The organism is Myxacorys almedinensis A, from assembly GCF_010091945.1.
GTDB classification, from domain to species: domain Bacteria; phylum Cyanobacteriota; class Cyanobacteriia; order Leptolyngbyales; family Leptolyngbyaceae; genus Myxacorys; species Myxacorys almedinensis.
Genome location: NZ_WVIE01000012.1, coordinates 102,063 through 121,295, shown reverse-complemented (window position 1 = coordinate 121,295; position 19,233 = coordinate 102,063). Strand labels below are relative to the sequence as shown.

The 19,233-nt window shown below is 47.8% G+C and carries 13 protein-coding genes; 6 read left to right on the top strand and 7 right to left on the bottom strand.

The features are described from left to right. Positions 1–73 precede the first annotated feature (73 nt). The 5 genes from GS601_RS12240 to GS601_RS12220 all read right to left on the bottom strand — a co-directional run bounded on the left by GS601_RS12240 (position 74) and on the right by GS601_RS12220 (position 9,042). Positions 74–1,006 (bottom strand): glycosyltransferase family 2 protein, encoded by a 933-nt coding sequence (locus tag GS601_RS12240; protein WP_162423557.1) that lies wholly within the window; start codon positions 1,004–1,006, stop codon positions 74–76. Positions 1,007–1,390: 384 nt separating this feature from the next. Next, positions 1,391–3,202, bottom strand: a complete 1,812-nt coding sequence (locus GS601_RS12235; RefSeq protein ID WP_162423556.1) for an ABC transporter substrate-binding protein — start codon at positions 3,200–3,202, stop codon at positions 1,391–1,393. A gap of 59 nt (positions 3,203–3,261) precedes the next feature. Further along, a complete protein-coding gene (locus GS601_RS12230; RefSeq protein ID WP_162423555.1) occupies positions 3,262–5,046 on the bottom strand; it encodes an ABC transporter substrate-binding protein in 1,785 nt (594 codons plus the stop codon). A gap of 68 nt (positions 5,047–5,114) precedes the next feature. Beyond that, positions 5,115–6,824 (bottom strand): ABC1 kinase family protein, encoded by a 1,710-nt coding sequence (locus tag GS601_RS12225; protein WP_162423587.1) that lies wholly within the window; start codon positions 6,822–6,824, stop codon positions 5,115–5,117. Positions 6,825–7,020: 196 nt separating this feature from the next. Then, positions 7,021–9,042: a sensor histidine kinase gene (locus GS601_RS12220; RefSeq protein ID WP_238393237.1), complete on the bottom strand. Its 2,022-nt coding sequence runs from the start codon at positions 9,040–9,042 to the stop codon at positions 7,021–7,023. A gap of 431 nt (positions 9,043–9,473) precedes the next feature. Between GS601_RS12220 and GS601_RS12215 the strand changes: the two genes are divergently transcribed. Continuing rightward, on the top strand, positions 9,474–11,156 hold the full coding sequence (locus GS601_RS12215) for an ATP-binding protein (RefSeq protein ID WP_162423553.1): 1,683 nt from the start codon (positions 9,474–9,476) through the stop codon (positions 11,154–11,156). 9 nt (positions 11,157–11,165) lie between these two features. Here GS601_RS12215 and GS601_RS12210 read toward each other — a convergent pair whose 3' ends face one another. Beyond that, the gene (locus GS601_RS12210) at positions 11,166–12,041 is read right to left on the bottom strand and encodes a hypothetical protein (RefSeq protein ID WP_202925045.1); all 876 of its coding nucleotides are present in this window, start codon (positions 12,039–12,041) and stop codon (positions 11,166–11,168) included. A gap of 171 nt (positions 12,042–12,212) precedes the next feature. Continuing rightward, positions 12,213–12,953, bottom strand: coding sequence for a histidine phosphatase family protein (locus GS601_RS12205; RefSeq protein WP_162423552.1), 741 nt, complete (start codon positions 12,951–12,953; stop codon positions 12,213–12,215). Between the two features lie 170 nt (positions 12,954–13,123). Between GS601_RS12205 and ndhM the strand changes: the two genes are divergently transcribed. The 5 genes from ndhM (at position 13,124) to GS601_RS12180 (ending at position 19,175) form a co-directional block, all read left to right on the top strand. Further along, complete coding sequence (gene ndhM / locus GS601_RS12200) at positions 13,124–13,474, top strand: NAD(P)H-quinone oxidoreductase subunit M (RefSeq protein ID WP_162423551.1); 351 nt, start codon at positions 13,124–13,126, stop codon at positions 13,472–13,474. Positions 13,475–13,526: 52 nt separating this feature from the next. After that, positions 13,527–14,588, top strand: a complete 1,062-nt coding sequence (locus GS601_RS12195; RefSeq protein WP_162423550.1) for an N-acetyltransferase DgcN family protein — start codon at positions 13,527–13,529, stop codon at positions 14,586–14,588. A gap of 375 nt (positions 14,589–14,963) precedes the next feature. After that, a complete protein-coding gene (gene ftsH2 / locus GS601_RS12190) occupies positions 14,964–16,853 on the top strand; it encodes an ATP-dependent zinc metalloprotease FtsH2 (protein WP_162423549.1) in 1,890 nt (629 codons plus the stop codon). Between the two features lie 80 nt (positions 16,854–16,933). Further along, positions 16,934–17,077 carry a hypothetical protein gene (locus GS601_RS12185; protein ID WP_162423548.1) on the top strand — a complete coding sequence of 48 codons (144 nt, stop codon included), beginning with the start codon at positions 16,934–16,936 and terminating at the stop codon, positions 17,075–17,077. 238 nt (positions 17,078–17,315) lie between these two features. Further along, positions 17,316–19,175, top strand: coding sequence for an ABC transporter ATP-binding protein (locus GS601_RS12180; RefSeq protein WP_162423547.1), 1,860 nt, complete (start codon positions 17,316–17,318; stop codon positions 19,173–19,175). Positions 19,176–19,233 lie beyond the last annotated feature (58 nt).

The following is a 19,233-nucleotide window of genomic DNA, read 5'->3' as shown; positions in this document are numbered from 1 at the left end:
AATAAAGCGAAACAGAACAATAAATTCAATAAAGAATAGCTAACGGTTAGGCTTTTCAAGCAGCTTTGCAAACTCACTTGGGGCTACGACTCCCCATCGACTTAGCATAATTGTAGAGGATTCGAGGGCTACAAGTAAACCACGAATCGATAGAAAAATTGTCTTCTAGATACTTTTTAGACTCGAAAATTTGAGAAGCCTTATTAAAGCCTGAACGCCCAGCAACGCGACCAAATGAGTGAGCAAAAAGCTGATTGGTAAACGCTTTTGTTTCAGGAAAACGCTTTTTCAAATAGTAGGATGTTTGAATGTTTGTTTCTGCATGAAGATAAGCAATATCTTTTCTAGACTCGAATGCATTAGATCCATGAATTCTATGCATAGCAAGCTTCTCGTTCAACAACAAACCTGGCGCTACGTGAATTGCAGAAAGCCGTAGAAAATTATCGGCTGAGATTTTCAACTGTTCTGGCATGGGAAACGTCTGCTGTAAAACGTAACGCTTGAAACATAAGCCGCTGGTTGCTGGAAATACAGTACGAATCGGTTGACCTTTGGAAATTTTCTCTCTAAAATCGAACAGCGATTGAGAAAAATTAGTCTCGTTACTATCATCTGCTAATGCGTTTCCCTGGGAGTCAACTTTTTGCAACAGGTGAAATAACCAGCCTGCATCCGGGTGTTTTTGAAACTCTTCAACGACTCGGCTTACCTTACTAAAATCGCACAAATCATCAGCATCAAGAAAACAAAGAATATCTCCTTGGCTTGCGGCAAATCCGGCGTTAAATGCCGAAGCCTGACCACCATTTTGCTTGAAAATTGAAACGATTTTTTCACCGTAGCTGGCAATTACTTCCCGCGAATTGTCTTTAGACCCATCATCAACCACGACAACTTCTACGCGATCGTAAGTCTGGTTTAATGCGCTTTCAATCGCTTGGGAGACGAATCCAGCATAGTTATAGTTATTAATTAAAATGCTTACTAAAGGTGCACCATCCATGTCTCAATTCCTAAGAATCTAACTTTAATCCGAGAACTATCTGATACGTAAACTTGATCATCTCCGTAGATGAAAGATACTCAAGTCACTTCCTTAAATCATGCTCTATTACTTTGCCTTTGGCTCACTTTTTCTGAGCTAGCACTTAACTTACCTTTGAAATAGTATTGTTACACTAGTTTGCGCGATCGCACCTCAGCATATGTAGAGATTTTGAGAAATTGGTATGGTAAAGAAAATAACTTTATTATCTGGTAAATACAGAGTCATTCGAGATTTGCGCAAATCGTCGCACATTTCAGCTTTATCTTTATGTACCTTGCGACAGTTTTTCACGCCCGCTTTTTAGCTTCTTGCCTTTCGCTAAAAGTGGACTGCTTATCCTTATTTTTGGGTCGTGACACCCAATTCTTCCACATTCCACAGCCCCCAACTTGGCAAGCCAGAATATTTTAGACCCTCGACGCGATCGCGCACTGCCATTGTCGCCGAGTCATTGACCAAAAGCATCACAGGTAATTGCTGTTGCACAAGCTCTTGAAACTCGCCATAAATTTTTTTGCGCTTTAGAGGATCTTGTTCTCTTGCACCTTCAATAAAAAGCTGATCAATTTCTTTTTCCCATTCATTAACTTGCCACCCTTTAAGCTCAGGCTGACCCGTTTGTGGACCTAAATTAAAGTAGTGAGACGCTCCACCCGACATCCAATAATTTGCAAGACCATGAGGTTCTAGACCTCCAGTAAATCCAATAATATGGGCGTCCCAATCACGAGATGTGCTCAGCTTTTCGCTCAAAGTATTAAAATTAACGGTGCTGTAATCGACCTGCATTCCAAGTTTGCCAAGATCTTGACGAATCTGAGCGCCAATTCCAACCCTGACTAAATTGTTTGAATTAGTCGTTAGCGTAAACCGAACGCGATGGTTTTCTGCATCGAACAATTGACCCCGTTCGTTATATTTGAACCCTGCATTTTTCAGCAAGCTTTTGGCTTTCTCTAAATCGTAGTTATAAATTTTTAGCCCCTCTTTTGGGGATCTAAAAAAAGGACTTTGAACCGAAATAAAGGAATTCTGAACGATGCCTAATCCCCGAAAAATGTTGTTGTTAATTCGCTGACGGTCGATGCCATAAGCTACTGCTTGGCGAAAAGCCAGGTTGTTAAACCAGCGCGATTTAATCGGATCAACAATTGGTTTTCCATTTTTAGTCGCTTGATTTAGGTTAAATGCCATATACAATACGCCTGACCAAGGACCGCCATTATGAACCGTAAAATTTCCTCGTCCTTCCTCTTTTTTCAATAGTGAAAAGTACTCTGGGCGCAGGGGGCGAACATCCCCAATTGCGTCGAGTTCTTTAGAGCGAAACTTTAGTAGTTGAGTATCTTGATTTTCAATAATTTGCCAAATAATTCGCTCTGATTTTGGAAATGGGTTCCCCTGTGTATCTTTTTTCCAGTAATACGGATTACGCTTAAAAATCAAACGCTGTCCTGGAATATAGCTTTCTATCTGATAGGGCCCATTCGTCACAATTTGAGTTGGGTCGGTGTTTGCGGCCCACGTCGAAATAAACTTGAGATTTCCATCTTTCCCCCGCGATCGCAGTGATTCTTCCAAGGCATGTTTTGGCATAATCAGAATGCCTGTTGGTGCGGCTGTTGCTGCAATCAGAGGCGCAAACGGTTCGGGTAAACTAAACTCAACTTGTCGTTCGTTTAACTTACGAACTTTTGGAAAAACCTTATTTGTCCCAATCTGAATTCCATCTTTCATATCCGTCGGCACATCTGGATTGAAGACTACATCTTGGTATGTGAAAATGACATCATCTGCTGTCAAAGGCACTCCATCTGACCATTTCAAATTGGGTCGTAAAGTAAAAATAACTTGCTTTTTATCTTTAGAAATTGTCCATGATTCGGCTAGATCTGGCTCATATTCTCCTGTCAATCCATTTTCTCTGGTTAGCCCTGTATAGGTAAAAAGAAAGATATTTGGAAATGATTGATTGTTGGCATAGTTAAAGGTTTGTGGATCACTTGGTGTTGATAAAACTAACTGAGAGACTTGTGCAGCTTGAGTTTTATAACGCTGAGGATTGCAGCTTGTTAAGGTGAAAGGAAGGGAAAGCGCGATCGCAAATAACAGCGCGATCGCAACCCATCGCCAAGCAGTTTGAACCTTCATCTTCCACCCCATCTTCTAATGGTTAAAACAAGCCAACATCTACAAACAAAGACTGCAACCTACTTATCTTCAATTACTTGCATTTTTGCAACATTCCACATAGTTTGCTCATAGCTCAGGGGCGACAATTCAACTCCTTGAACCGTGTTACGTGCTGCCGAAAATGACAATGAATTGACTAAGTGAATCAACGGAAGTTTTTCTTGAGCAATTTGTTGCATTCTGGCATAAAGCGCTGCTCGTTTTGGCTCATCATATTCTTGGGCTGCCTGAGTAAAAATAGTACCAATTTCGGCTTCCCAATCGGCAATAACTCGCCCTTCAATGGTTCCTGTCAATGGCTTTTGATTGAACAAATGAGATTCACCATCAGGCTGCCACAAATTAGCGACACTGTTCGGCTCAACATCATTACCAAAGCCCAGAAAAACGCAATCAAAATCTAAACTGTTGGTGATTCTTTCTACTAATGTTCCGAAATCAATAATCTGAGCATCTACTTGAATTCCGATTTTGCTTAAGTCGCCTTTCATCTGTGAAAGAAGTGCCTCAACTGTTCGGCTTCCAGAATTTCCGTTAATCGTAAACCGGACTCGGTTTCCTTTTGAATCTAAAACTTGTCCTTGAGCGTTGTATTTAAACCCTGCTGATTTTAGTAATTCTTTTGCCTTTTCGGGATTGTAATCATAGGCTTTCAACCCTTTTTCAGGAGGTAAATAGTAAGGACTTTGAATTGCCACAGGTGAGTCTAGAGGTTCTGCAAGCCCTCGATAAATATTGTTAATCATTGCAGAACGATTAATGCCATAAGCAATAGCTTGCCTAAACTCAACGGTGTTAAACCAACTAGATTTAATTGGGCTAATTAATGGCTTACCATTGCGTTTTCCTTGATTAAGATTAAAGGCAATAAATGATGTGCCTGCCGAAGGGCCACCATTGTAAATCGTAAAATTTCCTCGTTTTTCTCCTGCCTTAAGTAACTGAAACGAAGTTGGGCCAATGTCTAAAACATCTAAACTACCTGAGCGAAATTGAATCAGTGCAGTATCAGCCGATTCAACAATTTGTGACACCACTCGTTCGATATAGGGAAGGGGGCGACCCTGCGGATCTTTGCGCCAATAGTAAGGATTTCGCTCATAAATAATGCGCTGATTGGGGTTATAAGCAGCAATCCGGTAAGGACCATTCACCACAATTTCATTCGGATTTGTCCCTGTCCCCCAGGTTGAAATAAATTTTGGATTGCCCTTCGGATCGTTCTCAGAAACAGCGCTCCGCAAGGCATGAGCAGGCAAGATGGCAGACGAAGCAATACTTCGTAGAAAAGGAGAAAATGCCTCTGGCAGCGTAAACTCAACTTGGCGATCGCTAATTTTCTTGATCAACGGCAGCGCTCTCGATTCGCCGATCGCAAAAATGCTCCGCACATTTGTTGGAATTTTAGGGTTAAAGTAAACATCCTGAAATGTAAAAATCACGTCGTCTGCGGTTAGCGGCTTTGCATCTGACCACTTCAGGGCGTCGCGCAGCGTAAACACAAATTTTAGTTTATCGGCTGAAATTGTCCAAGACTCGGCTAACCCAGGTTCTAACTCTCCCGCACCTGTCGTCTCGATCAGCCCTGTGTAGGTATAGCCAAAAATGTTTGGGGAGGAATCATTCATCGCGTAGTTGAATGTTTTTGGTCCCGATCCCATCCGTGCGACGATTTGTGTTGTCTGGGCGGCTTGCGTTTTAAAGTCTTGGGGACTGCACGCCGCCGCTGCGATCGCGATCAAACAGGTCAAAACTGCAAAAACCCAAAACCGCAAAAACCCTCGATTGGAAGCCACCAGCATAGGTTCAGATCTAGAAACGGCAAATTGCTATTGATCTGTTCTACACCCTAATGTGAATTTGTGGAAAATTACTGATCGACAAATCGGGAAATTCGCCGATGAAATAGAAATTGAATGAGACCCTTGAGCACCATAACTGCCGACCCTGCCGCCGTCACAAATGCTGCGATCGCGCCTCCCGTGTGGGCAGCATTTCCCAGAAGCAAGACGCCAACAAGTGCCGCAAAGGCAGCCACAGAGCCATAAATCAGGATTTTGATCGTTAGCTTGAGAAGTTTGATGGCGCGATCGCGCTCCATCAGTTGGGCTTGCATCTGCAATTCTCCCTGTGCCAACCGTTCTTCCAACCGCCGAATTGCCTGTTGCGTCCCATTGGGTTTTGTGAGTTGATACGTTACAAAACTTCTTGCTTGCCGCGCCAATTCTCCTACTCCGCCCCCCTGAGACGCAGGAAGAGTCGCCAAACTTTTGACGAAGGGCTTTGCGGCAGCCAATAGGTTGTACTGCGGATCGAGATCCCGTGCCACGCCATCTAGGGTCGTCAGCGCTTTGACAATAAATGTCATTTTGGCAGGCAGGCGAAACGGTTGCTGCTCAAAAACGGTATACAACTCGTTCCGCAAGCTTTTGAATGCCTCCACCTCGATCGGCTTATCCGCAAATCGCTCGACCAAAACGCTCACAATCCGCTTGATCGGGGTCATATCCGACATTGGCTCAATCAAGCCCATATCCATCATTGTTTGGATGACCTGATCCGTATCCTTCTTCAGCACGGCAAAAAAGGTCTGCACCATCTGATTGCGGTTGATCGGCTGCACTTCTGCCATCATGCCAAAATCGTAGAAAATCAGCTTGCCGTCATAGCTCACTGCCATGTTTCCAGGATGGGGATCAGCCTGAAAAAAGCCATCTTGCAGCAACTGCTTGAGATAGGCACAAATTCCTAGATGATTAACGTCTTTTGGATCAAGCCCGATCGCGCTCAAGCGGTGGCGATCGTTCACTTTGATCCCAGGCACATATTCCATCGTCAGCACCCGCTGAGTCGTGTAGCGAGGATAAATCTTCGGCACCACAATCCGAGGATGATCCGCAAAGTTATGCCGAAACCGATCGGCATTCATCGCTTCCTGAACGTAGTCAATCTCACGGGACAGGATCTCTGAAAACTCTTGATGAATCGCTTTGAGATCGTAATGTTTTGCAATTGGAAAAAACCGCGTGATCCATGTGACCAGGCGACCTAGCACCTGAAAATCGGTCTCAAAGAGATCCTCTAACCCAGGGCGTTGAACTTTTACGACCACCTCTTCCCCAGTGTAAAGCCGGGCGCGATGCACCTGTCCCAAGCTTGCTGCTGCGATCGGGGTGCGCTCAAACGCTTGATACAACGTGTGAAGCGGATGCCCAAGTTCAGACTCAATAATCGCGATCGCGCAATTTGGGTCAAATCCGGGTACTCCGTCCTGAAGCTGTCCTAGCGCCTTAACATACTCCAGCGGCAGCAAATCTGCGCGCGTTGAAAGCGCCTGTCCAAGCTTGATAAATGTTGGACCTAGATCGAGCAATGTCCGAGCCAGCCACTGGGCACGTTGGCTTCGGTGGGTTGAAGAACGCTGGGTCGAAGAGTAGCCGCTTTCTTTAGGGAGCGAATCCCACCACAAATAATAGGCAAGCTGCCCTACCGCCCTCGAAATGTCCACCTGCCGAGCCAAGGGGGAGGATCGATGCCGTTGCCAACGCAAAGATTTAGGTGCAGCCGTGGTTTGTAACATAACTTCAAGCATTATACCCAGCCGAGGTGGGTAATTGTCGTCAAGTTCAATTCACAGGTTAAAGTGCCAATAGAGTGCAAGGCAGAGTTTCCCATTAATTCTCAAACACGCTCTAATATGAGCGATGAGATCGCTTTAATCTAGATCATTCACCGCATTGCCATAATATCGATCAGATACAAATCGCGAATTATTTTTACTCACCAATTTCGAGATTTTGCGGCAGTAAAATCGTAAAACAGGTTTCATACGATTGAGACCCTTTGACGGGGAGACTCGATGCTGCAATGGTTCCATTCAGGTGCTGTACCAAGCTCTTCACCAGAGCAAGCCCTAACCCAGTGCCTGCGATCGCATTTTGTGTTATCCCTTGACATCGGCGGAACTTATCAAAAATGTGAGGTAGCTCTTCTTCAGAAATTCCAGAGCCAATGTTCGACAACATCACCTGAATCTGTTGTCCGGGTTGCGGTGAGACCTGGAGGAAGACAGTGCTGTTCGGATCGGCATATTTGCCAGCATTGGTCAGCAGTTCCAACAGAATTCGATTAAAGCTCGCCACGTCGGTGTTAAACGTCAGCGATCGCTTCGGCAAATCTATCTCTAGGCGGAGACCCTTGAGCGACCACCGCTGATGGAACGACTGCACCAAATCATTAATGGCTGGGCTGAGATTAACCTGCTGAAACTGGAAAGCAACTTGTTTTGTTTCTAATTCTTGCAGCGCCAACAAATCATTGATCAGACTCGTCTCTTGAACGCACTGTTGCTCCAGAATATTGAGATATTGTTGACGACGATCGGGAGGTAAATCTGCCTCACGCAGCATCCGAATGGCAAGCATCATGCTGGTTAGCGGGGTTCGCAACTCGTGGCTCAGCGTGCTCAGAAACTCATCCATGCGCTGATTCATTTCTCGGAGTTTCTCGATTTGCTTGCGCGTAATCTCGTACAGCTTGGCTTGTAGTTCTAGACTCTGCTGAAGCTGCGCTGTTCGCTCTTCAACGAGCATTTCAACCTGGCGTAGGGTCTCCGTTTGTAAAATGGCTGAACTGACTTGAGCCGCAACCAACTCTACGAGTTCAATTTCTTCTTGCAACCAGGTTCGCGGTTGGCGCTGCTGCAAAGCAATAAACCCTAGTAGCCGATTCTTGCTCTCAAGCGGAATCAACATCAATGACGCCATGATGTCGGGATCAAAAATTGGGGCAATGCCCGTTGTCTCGGTGGGCAACGGAAACGCAGACTTGTTGGAAAAGGCAAAAAACTTTTCGGTTCCATTGAGGGCGGTTTGGCAGATCATGCACTCTGACGCCCAAAACGATTGGCTTGAGAGAGGCTCAGAAGGCTCCGGAGCCTTCAACCCTTCCAAAGAGGCGTGCTGCCATTGGCAGTCGATCATCACCCGTGCCTTAGGGGGGATGCGATCGGCGATACGGAGGCTCTGCCTGGGGTCCCAATACTTCAAGCGCAAGAGAAACGCGCGTTCGGTTTGAAGTGCTTGTGCTGTTCCTCGAATGGCAAGCTGTGACACCTGTGGCAGTTCGGTAGAATTTTGAATCGAGGAGGTCACTTGCCGCAATAATGCTTGGTATTGGGTTTGCCGGTAAACTCGCTGTTGCAGTAAAACCTGGGAAACCGCAACGGCAATGTGATCTGCAATATTTCTCAACGTGTTTGCTTCGGCTTCTGTCCAGTAGTAGCCTACAGCAGCTTCGATATCAGATAGCGGCGATCGCAGCACGCTGATCACGATATTGGTTTGCCCTTGGCATTGGGCTGCGACACTCATCACTGCGCCTGAAAGACCTTCCCGCCGCTGAAGTTCTGGAGTCAAGAGAACCGGTTTGTCGAGTGCTACCGTTGCTATTGCCTCATGATGGGGTGCAACGTCGGTCAACCATGCCTCGCTTTGTGAATCAGCAAACCAGTATGCCAACTGCTCTGCCACCGTGGCGCTTGCCTGCACCGAAATCACACATCCTTCTGCACCAAACGTTTGACTTAAAATTTTTGCCACTTCAGACAGGGCGGTCTCAGGCGACGCAATGCTGGCAACTTGAATCAACTGCCGTGCTGCCGCCACTTCTAAGAGGATATGGCTAGGCTGGCTAGGCAGAGGGTGCGACACCGTAGATTCAACGGGATGGCTAGATAGCGAAGATACACAATCAGATTGAATGAGAAGAACATCTTCTCTAGAGTTGAGGGAGTCCATGACCCATCCCATTACTTCTTGTGGTTCTGGCTTCGATCGTGAAACTCTTGCTTGCATCCTGTCATGAGCCTGTACTTGCAGTGCCTTCAGTCGAATCGCCTCACCTGAACGTAAGTTTGGCAGAGTATCTGCTAGTGACTGGGGAAAAGTTGGCATCTAAAGTTGGTAACTTTTTACCCACGCTTCCTTCATCGTGATCCTTGCTCTCAGGTTACCGTGTGGAGCCATGAACAGTATCCGTAAATTCGCGTGAATGACCCCTTAACGGTGAAAAAGGCAAGGAGGGGTAGGCAGAGTCGGGCGATCGCCGCTGGAAGGTAAGTTGAGGGATAGTGTAAAGAGACAAAATTTACTGGTTTGCTTTATTCTTTCAGTGCTGACATAGTACACTTGAACGAAAATTAGGTGAATCACAGCAGGCGGTTTTGCCCATGAGCTTAGAGCATTCTCCTTCGTCTGGCGTTGTCGGGACGGTTAAAGGGCCGGGGGAAAACGGCAATCAGTATGTATTTATTACGTCAGATAATCGCCATGTCAAAATTGGTGAGTATGTATATTACCAGGTTGCCGAGGCAGGTGAACTGCGCCAAATCTTGGGCAAAATTTCAGATAGACGGCTGATTGAGCATTTGCCAGACCGTATTTTTGCGGATACGGAAATTAGCCCAGATGCGATCGCGGCTCTCGTTGGATTTACTTACACCAATCCTGAGATCTACGAAGTGAGTGTTGATGTGATTGGGTATTTTCACAAGGCACTAGGCTTCATGAACCCTCGAAAGTCCCCCGATCCAGGTGCAAAGGTGCATTTAGCGGACGATGGCATGCTGCGGCAAATTCTTAACCGGAGGCAACCGAAAGAGATCGGCGCGGCGCATATTGGGTCATTGTTGCTGCGAGAAGGAGATGCCGTGCCGATCGCACTAGACGTGAAAGAACTCGTCAGTACGCACATGGCAATTTTGGCAGGAACTGGATCAGGAAAGTCTTACACCGCAGGCGTTTTGGTTGAAGAATTGCTGCTGCCCCACAATCGGGCGGCGGTGCTGATTTTCGATCCTCATGGAGAGTACGGAACCTTGACCGATATGCGGGGGCATTCTGCATTTCAAGGGGTGGATGGCTATTCGCCAACCGTTAAGGTGATGACGCCCGACGATATCAGAATCCGGGTGTCGTCGCTCGATTATTACGATATTTTGACGTTGCTGCCCGAAATGAGCGATCGCCAACAGTCTATTCTCAATAAAGCCTACCGATTGTTGCAGAAACATCGGAAAGGGGACTATCGTTGGGGGGTTCAAGACCTGATCGCGGCGGTGCGAGAAGCCGATATTCAAATCGATGATGATGGCAATGAAAAGTCGGGTTCATCGGCTCCGGCGCTGGAATGGAAACTAGAGCGATTAGAGCGATCGCAGTACTTCCATGCCCTAGAACACAGCATTGGTCCTCAAGAATTGTTTGAACCGGGGCAGGTGACTGTCCTACAAATGAATGAAATTAGCCAGGAAGAACAGCAGGTGATTTGTGCTGCCGTTCTCCGGCAAACCAACCAAGCCCGAATGAACACCCACAAGGGATTAATTTCCAAAGCAGATGAGCATTATTTGCCGTTTCCCGTTTTTATTTTATTAGAAGAAGCTCATCGATTTGCCCCATCGAACGAGCCTTCACGGTGTAAAGGCGTCATCCGAACGATTCTCAGCGAAGGTCGAAAATTTGGGTTAGGCGTCGGGCTGATTACCCAACGTCCTGGAAAACTAGATTCGGATGTGCTGTCTCAGTGCATGAGCCAGTTCATCATGCGGATTGTGAACCCGGTTGACCAAGAGAGCTTGAAATATGGGGTTGAAGCGGCAGGGCGCGATCTGCTGAAAGAGCTTCCCGCTTTGACGAAAGGGCAGATCATCGTGGCTGGAGCGTGTGTAAATACGCCTGTGCTGTGTAAAGTAAGGCAACGGCTCACAAAGCATGGCGGAGAAACCCTGGATGCTCCGGCACTCTGGCAAGATCATTTTCAAGTCCACCATGTCCGGGAACGAGCGATCGAAAAAGCGCCTGTGACCGTGCCTAGCAGAGCAAAAACGGTTCGAGGGCGCAGCATTGACTAGGCAGGGCGTTTACTTAAGCCGTTCTAAGGTAGAGTCTTTATATTTTTGGTAGAGAACGGTGCGATTTTCAGCGATTGCCTTACGAGTATCCGACCCAGGAACAGATGCCATTAATTCAGAGGCTTGTCCCCACAGGGATGCCACCGCTTGTTTTTGTTGAGGGGTTTGAGCGTTTCTCCCTGACTCAGCCGCCCTTTGAGCCAGACGCACCGCGATCGCAAACGGATCTTGAGCCAAATTAGAGGGTTGTGCCCCGCGATCGACAGGGGCAGATGGGGGCGGCGATGAGGAAACCAGCTTTTGCGCCGTGATGACTAACTGAGACTGAGCCATCTCAAGCCCTTGTCCAGATTGCAACGCATGCAGTCCCCAACCTGCGGCTACAACCGCAGCACTGATGCCCAATCCACCAAAGACGCCCTTCGCAAACTGACGCTTTTCACGGGCAGCCTGAGCCGAAAGCGGTTTCCGAAAATCGTCTTTCCGGGAAAACGCTTCTCGCCACTCTTCAGCACTGCGCCGGAAGATATTTTTACGATTGAGAGAAATTTCTTTTGACCACAACACTTGCCCGTCGGGATCGCGATGTATTTCTTCTAACCAGAGTAATTGTTGTTCACGCACGATCCGAGAGTTGATATTGACCCGCCGAATATTTTTTGGGGAAATAGATTCGAGGGTTTTGCGGATGCGATCGGTGAGATAGGTGGGGTCAAGCTGTTCGGCAGTTGGGGCTTCGCAAAGCAGTTGCAGAACGCCACTCGCAAAAATGGCGCGAGTGCGGACTCCAGAATCTGACAGTTTGTCGTTGAGAACTTGAATGATAGCGGCAACACTACCCTGATGAGCCTGTCTAAAAATGTCGTTGGCTGGATTCGCAATCATGGATTTAGCGGTAAACAGTTAAAAAACCCTTAGTTTGGAACCAATACGATAATATATCGTGTGTTTTGACTTTGTAAGCAAAATAATCAAGACCCAAAGCAGTCGTCGTTGAGTTAGCACCCTAAAAAGGCAGTAAGAGTTTGCTTTAGCATGAATTTGCAGACCTAGTTTTTAGTGTAGATGCCGATTATCGTTAAACCGGCGAATTTGCCAAAGGTCAGTATTAAACCGGTTTTGGTTGTCTAAGTTCCAGCGCGATCGGTCGATCCAAAATTCAAATAAAGCGGTGTTTCCGGCACGAAGACGCCAAGAGCGATCGCTTCCCAGTAATTCTGCAATCAAATGCTGCAAAATCCAGCTATGGCTGACGATCCAAATCTGATCTCCATCTTTATGAAGATTTAGTAAACGTTGGATAAAGTGTCGAGCGCGATCGCGGGCTTCTTTCAAGGATTCGGCTTCAGGAATTTGAATCCAGTCGGGCGATGCTTCCAATTTTCGGCACAAATCCGGATAGCGCGATTGTGCCTCTGCCCACGTTAGCCCTTTGAAAACGCCGTTTTGAAATTCTTTGAGTTCTTCGGCATAGTGCAGCGCGATCGCACGACGAATCGGTTTGTCTTCGGGGGGGGCTTCGGTTGTTGAATCAATTAAGTCGCTGACGGTCGAGGGCAGCACCGCAGACTGACAACCAGCTAACAAAATCTCTGTGGTTTGAGCCGCTCGCTTGAGGGGGCTGCTGTAAACATGACTCGGACGCCAAGACTCAGCTAACAAATGCTTTGATAATTTTTCGGCTTGTTGTCTGCCGAGATCGGATAACTCAAACTCTCCATTTCCTTGCATGCGTCTCTCAACGTTACCTTGAGATTGGGCATGGCGGATGAAAAGGAGCTTCAGAACTTTGGACATGGGAAGAGGTAGGAGAGAACGGAGTACAGCGGAACTTGAAAGATAAATCGTTTAAGTTATAGGGCTTGGTAGAGAAAATTTTAATGGGTTTGCGGTGGGCAGGCTGACCTGATTGAGCAAAAGTCCAACTACAATTGCAGAGTAAGAGTCGAGAAAAGCCAGTTTGACCTATGACGCTAGTTAAGTCCACCACGCGCCACATCCACATCTTTACAGCCGAAGTGCAGGACAACGAGTTGGTTCCGAGCGACACCGTAATGACCCTCGATGTTGACCCAGACAACGAACTGAACTGGAACGACGACGCTTTACAGAAGCTATACCGCAGATTTGATGATTTGGTTGAGTTGTATAACGGACAAGATTTGACCGAGTATAACCTACGCAAAATTGGATCGGATCTCGAACATTTTGTCCGATCGCTGCTCAGTCAGGGCGAGATCTCGTACAACCTTAATAGCCGCGTACTCAACTACAGCTTAGGAATGCCGCGTCTAAATGTGGATGATAAAGGTCAGTAGACAAAACGTAGGAGACATGGGATTTTCAGAGGTATTTTAAGGGGCATGCTTCATGCTGAACTCTGATCATCGCATTGCTGTCCTCCTCAATGGAGGCATTCGCGGTACTCAAGGCAAAACGGGGCTAGCGCTTCTTCGCTTTCGACCCGATGCGATCGCGGTGATCATTGATCCCGACTGCGCGGGGAAATCGTTGCGATCGCTGATGAATATTCCTTGCGATGCGCCGATCGTCGCCTCGGTTTCGGCGGCGTTAGCGTATCAACCTGATGTGCTGGCGATCGGCATTGCGCCGTCGGGTGGAGCATTGCCGGATGAATGGCTGCCCGAACTAAAGCAAGCAGTGGCATTGGGCTTATCGATCCTAAACGGCTTGCATACTCGCCTAGGAGATCTCCCAGAGTTTCAGGCCTTACTTCAACCCAAGCAGTGGATTTGGGATATTCGACAAGAGCCTCTGGGCTTAAAGGTAGGAAGCGGACAAGCGCGAGAATTGCCCTGTCGAAGAGTTCTCACGGTAGGAACGGATATGAGTGTCGGCAAAATGTCTACGAGCTTGGCATTGGATCGGGTTGGACAAAAGAGAGGGCTGCGATCGCGCTTCCTGGGCACGGGGCAGGCAGGCATCATGATTGCGGGTGATGGCATTGCGCTAGATGCCGTCCGAGTTGATTTCGCATCGGGAGCCGTGGAACAGTTGGTGATGCGTCATGGGAAAAATTGCGACATTTTGCACATCGAAGGACAGGGATCTCTGTTTAATCCTGCCTCCACCGCAACGCTGCCGCTCCTTCGAGGAAGTCAGCCTACCCATCTGATCTTGGTGCATCGGGCTGGGCAACTCCAGATTCGCAACTTTCCACAGGTCTCAATTCCGCCGCTTAAGGATGTGGTGAGTGTGTATGAAACAGTCACGGCAGCCGGAGGATCGTTTGCTCTAGCAACAGTAGCGGGGATTGCTTTGAACACAGCACATTTAGATCAGGATGGGGCGATGAGTGCGATCGCAACAACCCAAAAAGAAACAGGATTACCCTGCACCGATCCAATTCGGTTTGGAGCAGATTTATTGCTCGATGCCATTCTCGATCGTGAAATCTCGATCGTGAAATAACTTAAACAAAAACTCTCAAATCTTTGGTGGTGAAAACTTCGGTGGTAAAGACTTCAAAGCGGTGGTATGCCACGTTTGGCTCAAATTGGCGATCGCATTGATTTCAGCAAATTGATCTCAGCAAATTGATCTCAGCGCTTTCCGCGAGGTTTCCGGCAGGTGGATTGCCCAGCGCATTGCCGGAATACCGCAATTTACGTTACATTTAGTTAAGATTCTTCTCATTAAAGGGCTTGGAAAATTATTTATCAGTGCAAGCGATACATGATTAAGCTCATCTTGGAGGAATACACTCCCTCTGCATGAGTTCAGAAAAGCTGCCTTTTGAGTACGATCGAGACTTGTCGTTGTAGCCGTGATTGAGGTCGCCAGTTTATGAAATCATCCTGGAGAACAATCCTGTTATGGGCACTGCCTGCCTTGGTGGTTGGGTTTTTCCTGTGGCAAGGATCATTCGCTCCAAACCCAGACGCAATGGGCAACAAAAATGCTGCTAGCACGCGCATGACCTATGGGCGATTCTTAGAGTATTTAGACAATGACCGAATTAAGAGCGTTGATCTGTACGACGGTGGACGTACTGCTATCGTTGAGGCGGTTGACCCCGAACTGGACAACCGGCTACAACGCTTGCGAGTCGATCTTCCCGGAAATACGCCTGAGCTTATTACTCGCCTGCGCTCTTCTAATATCAGCTTAGATTCGCATCCGATTCAGAATGACAGCGCAGTTTGGGGATTGCTGGGCAATCTCGTTTTTCCCATTCTGCTGCTAGGTGGCTTGTTCTTCTTATTTCGCCGCTCTAGCAATGTTCCGGGCGGGCCGGGGCAAGCCATGAGCTTTGGTAAATCGAAGGCACGCTTTCAAATGGATGCTAAGACCGGCGTTTTGTTTGATGATGTCGCGGGCATTGAAGAAGCCAAAGAAGAACTGCAAGAAGTGGTCACGTTCTTGAAAAAGCCAGAGCGCTTTACCGCCGTTGGGGCACGCATTCCGAAAGGAGTTTTGCTGGTTGGTCCTCCGGGGACGGGTAAAACTTTGCTCGCCAAAGCGATCGCGGGAGAAGCGGGTGTCCCGTTCTTCTCGATTTCAGGCTCCGAGTTTGTGGAAATGTTTGTTGGAGTAGGGGCGTCGCGGGTGCGCGATTTGTTCAAGAAAGCGAAAGAGAACGCGCCATGCATCATCTTTATTGATGAGATTGATGCGGTGGGGCGGCAGCGCGGGGCTGGAATTGGCGGTGGCAACGACGAGCGCGAACAAACCCTCAACCAACTGCTCACTGAAATGGATGGGTTTGAGGGCAACACCGGGATCATTATTATCGCTGCCACCAACCGCGCTGATGTGCTAGATTCGGCGCTTTTGCGCCCCGGTCGGTTTGACCGTCAGGTGATGGTAGATGTTCCCGATATCAAGGGGCGTCTTGAAGTGTTGGAAGTTCATGCTCGCGATAAAAAGATTGCCGATGAGGTTTCTCTCGGCGCGATCGCTCGTCGCACGCCGGGGTTTTCTGGTGCAGACCTTGCCAACTTGCTCAACGAAGCTGCCATTCTCACGGCTCGGCGTCGTAAAGAAGCGATGACGATGCTGGAAATTGATGATGCCGTTGATCGGATTGTGGCGGGTATGGAAGGCACACCGCTTGTGGATAGCAAGAGCAAGCGCCTGATCGCCTATCACGAAGTGGGTCATGCGATCGTAGGGACGCTCGTCAGAGATCACGACCCCGTACAGAAGGTGACGTTGATTCCTAGAGGTCAGGCACAAGGTCTGACGTGGTTTACCCCTTCAGAAGATCAAAGTTTGATCTCGCGATCGCAGATTCTGGCCCGCATCAAAGGTGCCCTCGGTGGACGGGCAGCCGAAGCGGTGGTCTTTGGAGAGGCAGAGATTACAACCGGAGCCGGAAACGACCTACAGCAGTTGACCGGGATGGCACGACAGATGGTGACGCGCTTTGGCATGTCAACGTTGGGCCCATTGTCTCTCGAAAGTCAGCAAGGCGAAGTGTTTTTGGGCGGCGGTTGGATGTCTCGCGCAGAGTATTCTGAAGACGTTGCGTCTCGCATTGACGCTCAAGTTCACGACATTGTAGAGCAATGTTATGCAGAAACCTGCAAAATTATGCGGGACAATCGTGAGGTCATTGATCGCTTGGTCGATTTGCTGATTGAAAAAGAAACGATCGAGGGTGATGAGTTCCGGCAGATTGTGGCAGAGTACACGACGGTTCCTGAGAAAGAGCGCTATGTGCCTGTTCTTTGAACTGAGACCCTGAGTTCAAAACTAAATCCAAAACTAAATCAAAGAGTGAGGGGCGGCGTGGGCTGCCCTTCTTTTTTGGAATGACTTTTGCAGATTTGATGAGACGGGCATTAATTTACGCCAATTTGCGGGTCGCTTACGGGTCAGTGCGATCGCAGGTGCCGACAGCAAAAATTCGGCGCAATTTCTGGTCATCAGCGTGGCAAGCTAAAATTCTAATGTAATTCTCTGTATTATTTGTAGTACAATAGCTAGTCTAATCGACATTATTTTTCCATGAAGAGACAGAATTAGCTAGCTCTACTCGCTGGGCGTTCTCAAACGCTTTCTGCTGATGAACGTGGTGCAAGTCCTCTGCTTGCAGAGCATCGAGATCAACGATTAGCTATCTCGCAATTTTTGCTTAAATTCAATTTTCATTGCTGTCAGGGCGACCTACTTTAGCCGCTCTCAGGAGGTTTCATGGCTAAGCTTCAAAATATCGTCTTTTATTTTCGCAACTACTGGAAAGTGACCCTCTTTAGTATTGCGATGATGAGTCTGTTCGAGATTCTCGATTTGTTTGTGCCCTACGCGATCGGGCAAATTCTCAATATTCTTTCTGGGCAAGCCGTTGATCGCCCGATGCAAAGCGTGATTCAGGGAATCGCTCACCTTGCTGGAGCCAGCGATAGCCGCGATCGCACCTTTGCCCTTGCAGTGTTACTCAGTCTTGTGTTTATCATTTCTGTGGGGCGCGCTCCGATTCAGCCGTGGCTTGGGGCATGGTTTTCGTGGGATACGGCGTTTCGGGCGCGGCGTGAAAATGCAGAAAGAGCCATTCAAAAAGTGTTGACACTACCATTGGAGTTTTATGATGAAAACAATCCTGGTCGCATTTCTGCTCGCGTTGCAAAAGGGTTGTCTAATCATACCTGGAGCTATCCTGAAGTGGTTGGGCAACTTTTTCCTCGCTTCTTTCGAGTGATTGGCATTTTCGTTGTCGTTTGGTTTATCGAATGGCGAATTGCTCTGCTGCTGCTCCTATGCTTTGTCGGCATTGTGGGCTTTAACATGCTGGGGCTAAAGCGGCTCTCTGCCCAAGAAGAGAAGCTAGATAAATATATGGAAGATACCGAAAGCCGGACGTCTGAAATTATTACCAACATTAAAACAGTCAAAGCTTTTGCCACGGAAACATCAGAATTGAAACGACAACGGCAACGCTTAGACCGCGAGTTTAAAGTGCTAGATTATCGGATTCACAGAGGCTATGTGAAGCTAGGAATGTATGAACGCACTGTCGTACAGTCCAGTGTTTTCTTAGTATTTGTGCTAACGGTAATGGCAACGGCACAAGGCATGATTTCGTTGGGACATTTCATCACAACTTTCACGGTGTCTAGCATGGCTTTTGCCGAAGTCGAGCCGATCAGCCAAGTGGCAGAATTTCTGGCGCGTCGTTATGGCTCTATGATTCGCTTTCACGAGTTTATGCAGTTGCCCGTTGGAACGGATGCCAGCGCAGTAAGCGTCAGGCGCAACGTCGGTAAAACCAAAGCTTCGAGCAACACCGATCCTTCAATTCCGACCTACCAATTTACGGGAAAAGTTGAGTTTTCTCACTTGACCTTTGGTTATGCTTCAGATCGCCCGGTTCTCAACGACATTAACTTGCTGATCGAACCGTATCAAACCGTTGCTTTAGTTGGGCGGTCTGGTTCGGGTAAATCGACGCTTGTTAAACTTCTGTTTCGCTATTTTGAACCGAATCAAGGCGCAATTTTAGTAGACGGTCAAGATATCCGTCGGCTCGACATTACGGGCTACCGAAAACGGCTAGCGATCGTGCATCAAGAAGTCGATATCTTCAACGGAACGCTGCTGGAAAACCTGACCTATGGCAATCCTGGCGCTTCGATGGAACAAGTGCGCGAAGCCTGTCGCATTGCCCAAGCCGATGATTTTATTCATCAGATGCCCGCCAAATATTCCACCATTGTGGGAGAACGGGGCGTCCGGCTTTCGGGTGGGCAGCGTCAACGGATTGGCATTGCTCGGGCGCTGATTGTTGATCCAGACGTGCTGATTTTTGATGAAGCCACATCGAGTCTAGATTATGAGTCAGAGCGATCGATTCAGTTGGCGATGCGATCGCTGCTGGGAACTCGCACTCTGATCATTATTGCTCACCGGCTCAGCACGATTCGGGAAGCAGACAAAATTGTGGTGTTAGACCAAGGCAACATTGTCGAAGTTGGCAGCCACGAGGAACTGCTTCAGCATGGCGGTATCTATCAGCGCTTGCACGCTCTGCAAGAAACGGGAGAACTCCTTGCCTGATCGAGCGAGGGGAGGGGCGAATGGGTTGAGTGAGATTGCTCTTGTTGTTTCCTAAAAG